This is a genomic window from Leptothermofonsia sp. ETS-13 (assembly GCF_049200465.1).
GTDB lineage: Bacteria > Cyanobacteriota > Cyanobacteriia > Leptolyngbyales > Leptolyngbyaceae > Leptothermofonsia.
This window is the reverse complement of record NZ_CP120836.1, coordinates 2983555-2996772: the sequence shown is the minus strand read 5'-3', so window position 1 is coordinate 2996772 and position 13218 is coordinate 2983555. Positions and strand designations below refer to the sequence as shown.

Genomic DNA, 13218 nt, shown 5'->3' with positions numbered 1-13218 from the left:
AGAGTTCTCAGGAAAATCTATGGCACAAAGCTTTGGTGTGATTGGTCTTGCCGTGATGGGTGAAAACCTGGCGCTCAACGTAGAACGTAATGGGTTTCCCGTTGCTGTATATAACCGTAGCCGTGAAAAAACAGATACATTCATGGCAACGCGGGCACAGGGTAAGAATTTTGTTGCGGCGTATACCCTAGAAGAGTTTGTTGCCGCCCTGGAACGCCCCCGCAAAATCCTGATTATGGTAAAAGCGGGTGCTCCGGTCGATGCAATGATTGAACAACTGAAGCCCCTCCTGGATGAAGGAGACATTCTAATTGATGGCGGTAACTCACTGTTTACGGATACTCAGCGTCGTGCTGCTGACCTGGAATCGGCTAAGTTCACCTTCATTGGCATGGGGGTGAGTGGCGGTGAAGAGGGTGCTTTGAATGGTCCCAGTCTGATGCCTGGGGGTACTCAGCAAGCCTATCATCACCTGGAACCTATCCTGACCAAAATTGCAGCTCAGGTTGATGATGGTCCCTGTGTCACCTATATTGGACCTGGTGGTGCTGGGCACTATGTCAAGATGGTGCATAACGGAATTGAATATGGCGACATGCAGCTAATTGCTGAAGCCTATGACCTGCTCAGAAATGTTCTGGGCTTGAACGCTCAACGGTTGCATGAAGTGTTCGCTGAGTGGAATACGACCGATGAACTCAACTCCTATCTAATTGAGATCACGGCAGACATTTTTAAGGTGATAGACCCCGAAACGGGTAAGCCTCTAGTCGATATGATTATGGATGCTGCTGGGCAGAAGGGTACCGGGCGCTGGACTGTTACTGATGCCCTGGAAATTGGCGTTGCCATTCCCACAATCATCGCAGCTGTGACTGCTCGCATCATGTCTTCTTATAAGCAAGAGCGGGTTGCAGCGTCTAAGCAATTGACAGGTCCCAGTGCCAATTTTGATGGCGATACCCAGGAGTTTATTACCAAGGTACGAGATGCCTTGTACTGCTCTAAGATGTGTTCCTACGCGCAAGGGATGGCCTTACTAAGTAAGGCATCAGAGGTGTATGGTTTTAACCTCAACCTGGGTGAATGCGCTCGCATCTGGAAAGGGGGGTGCATTATTCGAGCTGGCTTTTTGAACAAGATCAAGCATGCGTTTGATGAAAACCCCGGCCTGCCGAATCTGCTGCTGGCACCGGAGTTTAAGCAAACGATTCTGGATCGGCAGATGGCCTGGCGAGAGGTGGTAGCCGTTGCCGCAACAGTGGGTATCCCGGTACCAGCATTTAGTGCATCGCTAGATTACTTTGATAGTTATCGGCGCGATCGCTTGCCTCAAAACCTTACCCAGGCGCAGCGCGACTACTTTGGTGCTCATACCTACGAGCGTGTGGACAAACCTGGCGCTTATCATACCGATTGGGTTAACATTGCAGACCAGACGCCCGAACCAGCAATGGTTAAGTAATACCTGATTTCAATTAACAATTTTGTAGGGGTAGGATATTTCCTACCCCTTTTTAGTATTTTATTCTACCCCTTTTTAGTATTTTATTGTAGTAGTCATTATGGTTAGGACGGGGTGCAAAGGTTGGGTTTGTCAATTTTGGTTGGGTTTGTCAATTTTTTGTGGCAATCCTGGAAAGGGGGGCGAGGGAATTAGGGTTTCGAGGAGTTAGAACCCCGTTTCTAGAACACTCTCTAGAGGTTTCAACCCCTAGCTGGGGGCGAAGCCCCCACTCCCTCTTTAATTTCAATGTCCTAACGCACCTGTTTAGAGCTATATTTGTTATTTCCCTCACCGAGGCAAGCGTTCAGAGTTGGCATAATGACTATCGCTATAGAAAAGAGCTTGCTCCTTCGATGTGAACGGATCTTCTGTAGCAATTTAAATGTGATGCGCTTTATTCACAGCAGCGGCCTCTTAAATAAAGAAGCATTCAATCCCAAGTAATCACCGATGTTGCAGTTTTACTATGCTTCAATTTTTTACTATGCTTCAATTTCTGTAAATGCTCGCTGAGTTTGGGTTGCGCTGCTGAAAAAACAAATTCCATTTGGATTTGAACTAGTTCCGCTCAATCTAGATGGGGAGCAAGTTCAACCTGAATTTACCGAAATCAATCCGTTACAACGAGTTCCAGTCATTATCGAAGATGAATTTCGCGTTGTGGAATCACTGGCCATTCTGGACTGTTTAGTTAGAAGCAAATTAGTTAGAAGCAAATTAGTTAGAAGCAAATTAGTTAGAAGCCAAATATCCATCTCCACCCCTGATGCCAAAGGGAGCAGAGGCGATCGCGATCGTCATGAATGATGTAGATGATTGCTCTCAACGAATTTCAGCCCGCAACCATTTCACTGAAAAAATGTGCCATCGCCCCCTCAACAACTGTGATGCCTCAATGAACGGATTCCAAAACGGGTACTAACCTGAGCCCAAATTCAGTTTCAAATGCATCTTTCTTGTAATTGAGGCTCCAGAGCTCAAGGGCACAGTCATCACCGACGCGGGCTGCTTCTAGCAGTAAATGGAATTCGCTTTTGTCGGGTAGATGCTTGCAGGTGACTTGCTTAATCGCGCCGATTTGGCGGCGATCGAGGGCAACGGCAAGGCGCAACAATGCACTGAGCTGATCCACAATACGGCGGTGTCGCTTGCTGGTCAAACAGCGATAATTTTCGTGCTTTTTCTTGGGCAGGCTTTTGCGGTGGTAGCGGGCCAGGTTGGCAATCGTTTCCACCTCCGTTTCGGTGTAACCTAGCAAATCGCCATTGCGGATCAGGTAATAGGAATGTTTGTGATGCGCATCGTGGCTGACATGATGGCCACAGTTGTGGAGGATAGCCGCTGCCCAGAGCAGTTCCCGTTCTTCCTCGCCCCATTCGTGCAAAATTCCCTGGGTCTGGTCAAACAGGCTGAGGGCAAAATGGGCAACCCGCTCGCTGTAGGGCAGGTTAACGCGATATTTTTGAGCTGTTTTAATCACACTGCGCTGGCGAACGGAACTCTGGTAGCGCAGACGGTCTTCAATCAGCCCGTGGGTCAACATCCAATCAACAATGACCCCTTCCCGCAGCGATCGCTCACAGATGACAATCGACTCCGCCCCCAGGAGCGTCATTGCTTCCTGTAGAATCAGGGCTCCTGCCAGGATAATTTCGGCGCGGCGATCGTTGATGCCAGGAATTTGCGATCGCTCAGCCAGGTTTAACCGACGTAAACGGTTAACTATATCCCGCAAATCCCCCAGCGTAAGGCTATAGCCATTCAGGGGATTGGGAACTATCCCCTGAGTTTCGCGGGCGTGCATTGTGGCCAGGGTTTCAATCGTGCCCGAAGTCCCAACCAGACGGGGGCGTTCTCCCGGTCGGAGGTGCGCCTGAAGTTCCTCCACAGATCGTTCCAGCATTCCCCGAATGTATGCCTGAAGCGATTGAAACTCGACGTTACTGATGGGATCTGTGGTGATGTGTTCCGCTGTTAAACGGACGGCTCCAACCTTGGTACTGCTTAGAGTGCGTGGTTCATGCCCATCCCCCAGGATGAGTTCTGTAGATCCTCCGCCGATGTCGATAATGACATGCGGTTGCTGGCTGAACTCCATCCCTGATAGGACACCAAGGTAAATGCGGCGGGCTTCCTCCGTACCTGAAATCAGATTAATCCAAAGTCCCAATTCCTCCCCCACCCGATTGAGAAACTCTCGTCCATTGGGGGCTTCTCGCACAGCACTAGTGGCAACCGCAAGAATTTGTTCCGCATTCAGGGTTTTAGAGATCTCAATACAGCGTCGAAGAGCCTCCATCGCCCGCTCCATGGCTCCTGGCGTCAGGTTGCCCGTCTGCTTGTCGCGATCGCCCAACCGAACTGTCGTTTTCTCCTTAGAGACGATGGTGAAGGCAGGCAGGGTCGGCTGCACCCGGACAACAACCATATGAATGGAATTTGTGCCTACATCAATCGCAGCCAAAACCCGCTCATGGTCTACAGCCATCGTAGAGATACTCACCAATGCATTTCTAGTTTTTGAAATAGAGCCAACCATCCAATTTACAGAGCCAACTGCCCTGCCCAACTTCGCACGCTTATTCTTGCCCATCCCTATTTGTACACCTCAGTGGGTTCATTCAGGTATCAATTTCTATCAACAACCCCGAGGGGAGAGGATCAGGAAGAGAAAAAGGTTGAATTGAGTGGATAGGTGGATGGGAGCGGGAGTCTTGCCTGTCGCCTGATGAGCAACCAACAACTTCAGAAAGGTGAGTCGGAAAATGTAAAAATATGTAAAATGTTCTAAGTAAGGGTTGTGAAAGAATGAGCAGATTTGCCGCAATTGGGTGGCGGAGGCATTCATTCCAGTTGTGTGGAGTTGATTTCAGATTGCTGATTGCTGCTTACGTATTTAGGGCTGTCTCATGTCATTCTCGTTCAACAATGAGCCGCTTCTTCCATGGTCAAGCTCACTGGAACCTGACCTGATTGACTACGCAGATCCCGAACTGATAAAAGCACTGATGGAGAACCAGGCACTCAAGGAACAAATTGCCAGTCAAACCCAATTTATGCATTTGATGACTCACCAGTTGGCTACTCCACTAACTTCGCTGAGTGGGTCAGTTGATCTCTTAGCAGAACCTGGGCTCGACGCAGAGCATCGCCAGGAATTCCTTAACGTAGTGAAGCAGCAGGTTCATCGGTTACAAGATCTATTGAACGACCTCACAACCATTCGCAACCTTGAAACTGGTGCATTGAAGACTCATCCAGCCAGTTTCAGCTTACCGGCATTGCTAGAAGAAGTTATTGAGGCATATCGTCCATACCCCATAGCTCATCAGTGGGATGCTAACTTACCGCTGGTCTGGGGCGATCGCTGGCAGATTTCTCAGGTTTTGATCAATCTGATATCCAATGCCATCAAGTATTCCCCCAATGGCACTCCCGTCGAGGTGGGTGTTAACCCGTTGCCATCGGGCTGGGTTGAAGTCTGGGTTCGCGATCGCGGGTTAGGGATTCCCATTACAGATCAGCCCCATGTGTTTGAGCGGTTTTACCGGGTGAAGCATCGCGATCGCCACAATATCCAAGGAACTGGGTTAGGGCTCTCCCTATGCAAGCTACTGGTTGAGAACCAGGGCGGCCAGATGGGTTTTGAGTCTGTTCACGGGCAGGGTAGTCGTTTCTATTTCACTCTGCCAGTGGAACGGGAAATGGAGAATGGGGAGTGGGGAGTGGGGAGTGGAAAGGTGGGTAGCTGAATGAATGCGTAGGAGTTTTGAGTTTTCACTTCACATTTCACCCCTCTCTAACAACTATAGCTGTCGCCAGTTTGCTTAGGACCTTAGGTTTAAGGCTTCGCCCCTAGGCTAGGGGCTCCTCCCTGCACCTCGACCTAAGCCTGGTGGCTATCGCTACAATAACTAACAATTAATAACTAACCTTCACCCCATCCACTCATTCACCCCTCTCTAACAACTAACAAACAACAAACAACTGACGGTTGTGCGTTAAATATGTGCGTTAAATAAATGTGGAAAAATCTGCAACAGTTGCTGAACCTTATTTAGACGTACCTTTTCAAACAAAAAACTAACAAGGCTGAAACCCTTTATAAATTAGCTCCCACATTTCTTTGAGTCATAACCCAACTGACTAAGCCCGATGCCCATCGCTGGTGCCATTCATTTGAAAGCTGGATGACTGGCTGCGGCCAGGATTGGAATAGGTCAAAATCACCTGGTTGCGAGCATCTTGTCCGGTCTGGAGCTGGTCTCCGTCCTTGAGCAAATATCCTTCCTGGGTTGTGACAGGGGTGTTATTGATCAAAATTCCATTGGTGCTGGGGTTCTGGCGATCGCCGTCATAGATCCGGTAATCATCCCCTTCCCGTTCAAAAACGGCATGGCGTCTGGAAATCACTTCCCATCCGCCCTCAAGGATGTAAAGATCAGCCCAGCCGCGATCTCGTCCCAGGTAGTGGCGGTCTCGATGCAGGTAAAACCGCTTTACCTTACCATCCTGGTTTTTCAACTCCACAAAGGGCTGGAGTCCAATTACCGTTGCCGGGCTCGAAACATTTCCGCTGATTTGAGTAACTGCCGCTTGCCCAGAAACATATTCTGGAGAAGCGGAATCTCTGTCTGCTTCAACTGAAGGTTTTGGCCAATCAACCCCCAACTCCTTAGCAGTAGCTTCATCCGGCTTCAAGGAAGGATTGGGCAGGGAGGCAGCAAAAGACGGTGTTACTCTCCGCAATCTGCTGTGCTTGCGCTTGAGGAGCCAATAGCCAGCCAAAATGACTCCCCCTAAAACCCCAGCACCGGCCAGCAAGAAGGTGAGCCGGGTCTTCTCCTTTGCCTCTGCTAACCCGCGATCGCTCTCATCGATGAGAAAATACACCTCCGAATGGTAAGGAAAAAGGTCCCTCAACTTTTCAAAGTTAGCCTTTGCTCCTTTAAAATCTCCTTTTTGCAGAAGTCCAAGCCCTTCCCGGTACAGGTGATTGGTGGGGTTATCCTTCCGGGTGCCATTAAATTCCTTGATAAAGGGAAGAAGGGTCTGGTTGAGTACCGCAGAGGTAATATTACCGCCAGCGTCTTCACTACCCAGCGTTATCATACCAATCGCTTCCCCCTTACTGTTGAGCAGCGGGCTTCCAGAAATTCCGATTGAAAACCGGGAATTCAGTTGCAAAAATGAGCGACGGCTTCCTCCTAACTTACTGGAGTCCAAAATCTGACCATTCAACACCTCCACCCTACCCAGGGGTTGATTAGAGGGCAAATCCCCCGAAAGGAGGGGTGAAAAAAAGGAGCTGGTTTCTCCCCGCAATGGGTAGGTAACAACCGTAACTGGGTCTTGAGGTTTGGGATCGCTGGAATCTGCGAATTGAATCGTTGGAGCGTTCGTCAGTTGAATCTTGATGATTGCAATATCCTCACTATCTCCTCCTAAGGACTTACCCATTTTCTTCGTTTCAAAGGGAAAAGAATCGCCATTGGGCAGAATAACCCGCGTAAAGTAATCAATATTATTGGCAATCCGGATACTGTTTCTGAGCTCAGCCTTGGTTTGCCCAGAAATACTTTCAGAGCTGCTTCTGCCATTAATTCGCTCAGCCAGATTATCAATCACATAGTCCTCGCAACCTTCCCTGGCCGTAGGACGCAACAGATGGGCATTCGTTGCAATGTAACCGTTGGGATTAATGAAGAAACCCGAGCCCACTTCTCCGACAGCAAAGGAATATTCAATGCTGCCGTAGGAATATTTGCCAGAGCAACCTGCTACAACGCGAACTACGGCTGGCCTGGCGGCTGCGCTCACCTGAGGATCAAGGTTGGTTTGCGCGTTCTGAAACGTGGGTAGCTGAGCCGGAATGAGTGTAGGTGCAATCAGTGATATTGCAAACTGTCTGAGCAACTTGATATCCTCCTATGGCTGCGATTGCCCAGGAGGCTAACTCGCAACCTGGCATCTTCCAAAATTTTACAGAGCCGTTTTACCCAGCAGATAAAGCGTTTTTTCAGTCATCAATTCGACCAGTTGGTAAGCGCTTCTCCTCAAAAGCACGGCAAACACAAAGGATACGTACCCTGACAATAAAATTTATAGCTTAGATACTACTATCTGCAATCCCAGAGGCCCTGGCTCCCATCCCACCTCTGCTTTATTCAATCTTTAAGCAAAAGCACCTTCCAGCAATCAATATACAAAATACTACTAAAGAAATTAACGGAAATTTACCCAAGCCGCTATTCGGAACCCCAATCGGCAAAATTTTAATATTCTTAACAAATTGGCAACTGAACATTGCTCCAATGGAGGATATTCCATAGAACGCCCTACGAGTACATCTTACTTTTGCGAGGTTGCCGCCTCATCCTTTTGCGAGGTTGCCGCCTCATCAAATGGTCACTCTAATCACGCTAAACTCCTGCAACACTTGAATCTCAGAGATTTAGAAATTTTGTCTTTATTCCCCTTTTTATAAAAAGCGGTTTATAAAATTTTATTTTTCAGGTTAAAAGGGACTGAAAGGGACTGATACTTTACAGGTAGGTATTGATATCCTCTTTCGTCCTTTTAGTCCCTATTTCTGGCTTTCTTGTTTTCGATGGCCCTTTCCATTGCTCAGAAGTTCAACAATAATGCTGTTACTGACCGATTGAAGGGAACAACAGAGGTCCACTGGAACGGTAGGCAGTCTTACGGTTCTAACGACTCCAGCGCTCCTTCCCACCTGGTTGAAATGAAACTATAGGAGACGACTAGCGTGAAACTTGCAGTTTACGGAAAAGGTGGAATCGGCAAATCCACGACGAGTTGTAATATCTCGGTGGCTTTAGCCCGGCGTGGAAAAAAAGTTTTGCAAATTGGTTGCGACCCCAAACACGATAGTACGTTTACGCTGACTGGCTTTCTAATTCCCACCATTATTGACACCCTTCAGGCAAAAGACTATCACTACGAGGATGTATGGCCCGAAGATGTGATTTATAAGGGCTATGGCGGCGTGGACTGTGTGGAGGCAGGTGGCCCTCCCGCCGGTGCCGGTTGTGGTGGCTATGTCGTAGGTGAAACGGTCAAGCTGCTGAAGGAGCTGAATGCCTTCGATGAGTACGATGTCATCCTGTTTGATGTCCTGGGAGATGTGGTCTGTGGCGGTTTTGCGGCTCCCCTCAACTATGCCGATTATTGTTTAATCGTTACAGATAACGGCTTCGATGCCTTGTTTGCCGCCAACCGGATTGCGGCTTCCGTCCGGGAAAAGGCTCGTACCCATCCCCTGCGTCTTGCCGGATTGATTGGTAACCGTACAGCCAAGCGGGATCTGATTGAAAAGTATGTCGAAGCAGTGCCCATGCCTGTGCTGGAAGTGTTGCCGTTAATTGAAGATATCCGCGTTTCCCGTGTGAAAGGTAAGACACTGTTTGAAATGGCAGAATCGGATCCTTCCCTCAATTATGTTTGTGATTATTACCTCAACATTGCCGACCAGATTTTGGCCCGTCCAGAGGGGGTAGTGCCCAATGATGCACCGGATCGCGATCTGTTCTCCCTCCTGTCTGATTTCTACCTAAACCCTCAGAAGCCAAAAGTGCAGACTCAGGAAGAAGAGCTAGATCTAATGATGGTCTAAAGAAAGAGGATGAGTTTTAAGTTATGAGTTATGAGTGAATCAAGGATTGAACTGATAATGCATTCGCTAACGAGTACCGAATGACATTCTGTCATCCTTAACTTAAAACTCAAGACTCAAAACTCAAAATTCTCTTCGTCGTGAACACTGAACAACTACGTCAATCGGTACGGGAAAAATGGTTGAGCTATTACGAGGACAACCGCGAATGGCTGAGCCGTTTGGGGGTCTGGGTCAACTGTGAAGGAGAACGACGTCCTTCCTCGGGCTTTATCCTGGCAACGCTCTCTGTTTTAGAGCCGCGCCTGACTCAACTGTTGCCCTTAATTGTGGATCTCAGCAGCAATCCGGATCGCATTATGGTTGCGCTGGGTCTTAACTTTAACCCGGAAGATTATTTGATGGAGCAGGGCAGTACAGATAAAGCTCTTTCAAAGGATCGAGAAACTTCCAACAAGATTGGAGAAGGTCAAATCAAAATGCTGCCATCATTCAACAATACAGAAGTGAAGCTGCCTTCTGCTAAAGAGGTTGTCAGGGTTCACTCCAGACAGGATGAGTATTGCCAGGGTTCCCGCCCCGATCAGAGAGAGAAAGATTGACAAGTCCACTAAAACATCACTCCATCATTTTCTATAACTGAGAGGAATCGATTCATGACTCTTGCCGATACCCAACCCCAGGCGTTGAATTTTGAGTGCGAGACTGGGAACTATCATACTTTTTGTCCGATTAGCTGCGTGGCGTGGCTATACCAGAAGATTGAAGACAGTTTCTTTCTGGTAATTGGGACCAAGACCTGCGGTTATTTCCTGCAAAATGCAATGGGTGTGATGATTTTTGCTGAGCCCCGTTATGCCATGGCTGAGCTGGAGGAAGGGGATATTTCTGCCCAGTTGAATGATTACGAAGAACTGAAGCGGTTGTGTTTGCATATTAAGCGCGATCGCAACCCTTCTGTGATTGTTTGGATTGGCACCTGCACCACTGAAATCATCAAGATGGATCTGGAAGGCATGGCTCCCAAACTAGAAGGTGAGATTGGAATTCCCATTGTGGTGGCCCGTGCCAATGGATTGGACTATGCTTTCACCCAGGGAGAAGACACCGTACTGGCGGCCATGGTAAACCGCTGCCCTGATAAAGCGCCCGTTGCTGAAACTGAGAAGGAAGAACGCAACGCGATTTCTAAGCTGCTCAACTTCGGTCGCAAACAAGAAGAGGTTAAAGCAGAAGAGTCGGAGTACGCCAATCATCCACCCTTCGTTCTGTTTGGCTCCTTACCTGACCCGGTTGTCACTCAATTGACCCTGGAACTGAAGAAGCAGGGAATTAAGGTTTCAGGGTGGCTACCGGCCAAGCGCTACACTGAACTACCTGTGATCGAGGAAGGCTACTATGTGGCAGGTGTAAACCCCTTCCTCAGCCGCACGGCTACCACTTTCATGCGCCGCCGCAAGTGTAAACTCATTGGGGCTCCCTTCCCGATTGGACCGGATGGCACCCGTGCCTGGATCGAGAAAATTTGTTCAGTATTTGGAATTGAGCCATCAGGTCTGGCAGAACGGGAAGCTCAGATCTGGGAAAGCCTGGAAGAGTATGTGAAACTAATTCGGGGTAAGTCCGTCTTTTTCATGGGGGATAATCTGCTAGAAATCTCTCTGGCACGCTTTCTGATTCGCTGCGGCATGACTTGCCCTGAAATTGGCATTCCCTACATGGATAAGCGCTATCAGGGAGCCGAATTGGCTCTACTGGAGAAGACTTGCCAGGAGATGAGGGTTCCGTTACCCAAAATCGTAGAAAAGCCCGACAATTACAATCAGATTCAGCGGATTAAAGAATTACAGCCGGATCTGGTGATTACAGGAATGGCTCACGCCAATCCACTGGAAGCCCGTGGCATCAATACCAAGTGGTCGGTTGAGTTTACATTTGCCCAAATCCATGGATTCACTAATGCCCGCGACGTTCTGGAACTGGTGACTCGCCCTCTGCGCCGTAACAACAATCTCAAGGATTTGGGTTGGGATAAGCTGGTGAAGGAAGAAGCAAAGGTTTAGTGTTTGCAACACTCAATTTTGCAACATAGGGGTGTAGAGGCTTCGCCCCCAGCCAGGGGTTCCACCCCTGCACCCCGTCCTAACCATAATGACTACCGCTATAACTGAAGATGCAGCCAAGTTATATCAGCGTCGCGAAGCTCTCAGTCGGATTGATGGTGTAGTCGGTCCAGAGACAAAACGGGCGATCGAAAATGACCTTAGTGCTGCCCGTCCCATTGATGGCTTAGGAGTATACTGCCGCTTAACCCGCACCGATGCAGATGCCTATGAAGGATTAGAGTTGTGCAAGCTTCAGTTTGTTGATCCCAATAAAGGCGTGGTTGATTTTTTAAATGTTGTTTCAGGACTGGCAGGTGCACAACGGTTTTTATCCTGGAATCACCCTGATAGTGTTCCAGGAAATTTGGCTCCCATTCCACAAGATCGTTATTACATTGGTGACATTGATTGGGCTGGTGGCAAGGATAACTACAGCGTATCTCACACAAAATCTGGTATTGGCCCAGTCTGGGTACCATCATCAAACTTGAAAATCGTCCCCGTAATTGCAGCCATTCGGGTTGCCGAGACGCTTTTGGTTTCCATGCCGACTGGAATTGGATTCAAAGCAAATCCAACCCAGGTAGTGAAGGCTGTGTTTGTCCAACAACGGTTGATGATTTGAAGAAGTTGGTCAGTTTGCTGCGGCAATACGATCCACGCTGGCTCATTGTGGATTGGGGTGTGTAATTCCGTATCAGAATTAACGCGATAGCATAATTGGCCAGAGCAAAGTTAATTAGTGCGTTACGGCTTTGCCTAACACACCCCACGCACCTTGCCTCTTCCACTTCAAAAGGAGTTAAACGCATGGTTCAAGACACGTCGCAGCAGGAGACTACAATTGTTAAAGGCTCAAACATATCTAAACTTCGATCGGGACGGTGGGTAAGAGGTGTGCTTTCTTCGACTGTGTTGGTGACTCTTCTAACACCCGGAGAAATTATTCATAACATTACGACTGCATTCCTAAACCGTCTTCCTCCAATCGAGGTGTTGAATCCTGGCTCTTTAGGGAATTTTCGAGTAACGCAAACAGTCTTTCAGGATGAAGACTGCATCCAACCGAGTAAGTTTGCCAATTTTAATTCGCCATCAAAAGAACTAACTGTTGATTCAGCATTGTGTTCTTTAAGCAATTGCGTTGCACTCTTCATAAAAGGTCCTCGCTTTCCCAACGGAACTTATCAATTTGTGCCGATCAAATCTGCTCAAACGAATGCTTTCGTCGATTTTTGGGTGTAAAAGGCTGTAACGGAAGCTGCGCCTGCCCATTCATCTATTGCTGCAATCACTCAAGCCCAAACAATGTATGCCTCAACCGTAATTTGTCAGAAGCAACTGGATGGTGGTTTATTGTGCCGCCGCATCAGAAATAATGATGGCAGTTGTACGGATGAAATGATCGATTTGCTTACAGGAAACGTCACCAAACGGGAGAAAGCAGCCTCTTGTACTAGTGATTGCTCATGAACATTAGCTAGCCATGCACAGTGTTAAATGCCTATTTCCAAACAGGGACTCTACCAATCCATTCACCCTATTTGGAGTTCTTCAATTCATGTTCAATCTCAAGCAAGTTTCCATTTCGTTAGCGGCGATCGCTGCCATTCTGACCATATAGCACCCTTGACTCAACTAAAGCCCAGGCAGCCATCATCAGCGGACAGGTTACTGGCACCTGGCAATATGACTACACTGGTGCAGGTGGCTTCAATGTTGGTGATGCATTTACATGCAGAGTACACCTACGACAGCGACAGTGTTACGTCCTATGATTATTCCGACCCTACTCACTGGAGTCGCTATCTGATTAGCACCGTTCCGTTGCTGAGCTTGGTGCTGAGTTCTGGTACGGTCAACCATACTTTTGATCTCAGCACTGCTTCCAACGCCTTGCAATGGTATGACATTCAGGCTTAACCCACTTATTACGGTCAATACGGTTATAAACAAACCTACCTCTATGT

Annotated in this window: 12 protein-coding genes; 10 read left to right on the top strand and 2 right to left on the bottom strand. The window is 48.2% G+C overall.

Annotated elements, in window-relative coordinates; all coding sequences use genetic code 11:
- Positions 1-19: 19 nt before the first annotated feature.
- The 3 genes from gndA to P4D80_RS13680 all read left to right on the top strand — a co-directional run bounded on the left by gndA (position 20) and on the right by P4D80_RS13680 (position 2429).
- The gene (gene gndA / locus P4D80_RS13690; protein WP_421654558.1) at positions 20-1465 is read left to right on the top strand and encodes an NADP-dependent phosphogluconate dehydrogenase; all 1446 of its coding nucleotides are present in this window, start codon (positions 20-22) and stop codon (positions 1463-1465) included.
- A 567-nt stretch (positions 1466-2032) separates the two neighbouring features.
- Positions 2033-2314, top strand: coding sequence for a glutathione S-transferase family protein (locus P4D80_RS13685; protein WP_421659534.1), 282 nt, complete (start codon positions 2033-2035; stop codon positions 2312-2314).
- A complete protein-coding gene (locus P4D80_RS13680) occupies positions 2274-2429 on the top strand; it encodes a hypothetical protein (RefSeq protein WP_421654557.1) in 156 nt (51 codons plus the stop codon). Before P4D80_RS13685 ends, P4D80_RS13680 begins: the two co-directional genes overlap by 41 nt.
- Here the strand turns inward: P4D80_RS13680 and P4D80_RS13675 are convergent.
- Positions 2400-3995 (bottom strand): HD domain-containing protein, encoded by a 1596-nt coding sequence (locus P4D80_RS13675; RefSeq protein ID WP_421654556.1) that lies wholly within the window; start codon positions 3993-3995, stop codon positions 2400-2402. The genes P4D80_RS13680 and P4D80_RS13675 overlap by 30 nt on opposite strands.
- A gap of 421 nt (positions 3996-4416) precedes the next feature.
- On the opposite strand from P4D80_RS13675, the gene P4D80_RS13670 reads away from it, so the two are divergent.
- Positions 4417-5259 (top strand): sensor histidine kinase, encoded by an 843-nt coding sequence (locus P4D80_RS13670; RefSeq protein WP_421654555.1) that lies wholly within the window; start codon positions 4417-4419, stop codon positions 5257-5259.
- A gap of 394 nt (positions 5260-5653) precedes the next feature.
- Here P4D80_RS13670 and P4D80_RS13665 read toward each other — a convergent pair whose 3' ends face one another.
- Entirely contained in the window at positions 5654-7423 is a 1770-nt protein-coding gene (locus P4D80_RS13665; protein WP_421654554.1) for a trypsin-like peptidase domain-containing protein, read from the bottom strand.
- A gap of 853 nt (positions 7424-8276) precedes the next feature.
- On the opposite strand from P4D80_RS13665, the gene bchL reads away from it, so the two are divergent.
- The 6 genes from bchL (at position 8277) to P4D80_RS13635 (ending at position 13171) form a co-directional block, all read left to right on the top strand.
- Positions 8277-9143, top strand: coding sequence for a ferredoxin:protochlorophyllide reductase (ATP-dependent) iron-sulfur ATP-binding protein (bchL, locus tag P4D80_RS13660; protein ID WP_421654553.1), 867 nt, complete (start codon positions 8277-8279; stop codon positions 9141-9143).
- 140 nt (positions 9144-9283) lie between these two features.
- Complete coding sequence (locus tag P4D80_RS13655) at positions 9284-9745, top strand: DUF5331 domain-containing protein (protein ID WP_421654552.1); 462 nt, start codon at positions 9284-9286, stop codon at positions 9743-9745.
- A gap of 54 nt (positions 9746-9799) precedes the next feature.
- On the top strand, positions 9800-11206 hold the full coding sequence (locus P4D80_RS13650; RefSeq protein ID WP_421654551.1) for a ferredoxin:protochlorophyllide reductase (ATP-dependent) subunit N: 1407 nt from the start codon (positions 9800-9802) through the stop codon (positions 11204-11206).
- 88 nt (positions 11207-11294) lie between these two features.
- Positions 11295-11873, top strand: a complete 579-nt coding sequence (locus P4D80_RS13645; protein ID WP_421654550.1) for a hypothetical protein — start codon at positions 11295-11297, stop codon at positions 11871-11873.
- 185 nt (positions 11874-12058) lie between these two features.
- On the top strand, positions 12059-12493 hold the full coding sequence (locus tag P4D80_RS13640; protein ID WP_421654549.1) for a hypothetical protein: 435 nt from the start codon (positions 12059-12061) through the stop codon (positions 12491-12493).
- 255 nt (positions 12494-12748) lie between these two features.
- Complete coding sequence (locus P4D80_RS13635; RefSeq protein WP_421654548.1) at positions 12749-13171, top strand: hypothetical protein; 423 nt, start codon at positions 12749-12751, stop codon at positions 13169-13171.
- Positions 13172-13218 lie beyond the last annotated feature (47 nt).

Excerpts from the sequence above, each read along its gene's own strand:
- gndA (WP_421654558.1), top strand. The coding sequence starts at position 20 with ATGGCACAAAGCTTTGGTGTGATTGGTCTTGCCGTGATGGGTGAAAAC.
- P4D80_RS13680 (WP_421654557.1), top strand. The coding sequence starts at position 2,274 with ATGCCAAAGGGAGCAGAGGCGATCGCGATCGTCATGAATGATGTAGAT.
- P4D80_RS13675 (WP_421654556.1), bottom strand. The coding sequence starts at position 3,995 with ATGGCTGTAGACCATGAGCGGGTTTTGGCTGCGATTGATGTAGGCACA.
- P4D80_RS13670 (WP_421654555.1), top strand. The coding sequence starts at position 4,417 with ATGTCATTCTCGTTCAACAATGAGCCGCTTCTTCCATGGTCAAGCTCA.
- P4D80_RS13650 (WP_421654551.1), top strand. The coding sequence starts at position 9,800 with ATGACTCTTGCCGATACCCAACCCCAGGCGTTGAATTTTGAGTGCGAG.
- P4D80_RS13645 (WP_421654550.1), top strand. The coding sequence starts at position 11,295 with ATGACTACCGCTATAACTGAAGATGCAGCCAAGTTATATCAGCGTCGC.
- P4D80_RS13640 (WP_421654549.1), top strand. The coding sequence starts at position 12,059 with ATGGTTCAAGACACGTCGCAGCAGGAGACTACAATTGTTAAAGGCTCA.
- P4D80_RS13635 (WP_421654548.1), top strand. The coding sequence starts at position 12,749 with ATGCCTATTTCCAAACAGGGACTCTACCAATCCATTCACCCTATTTGG.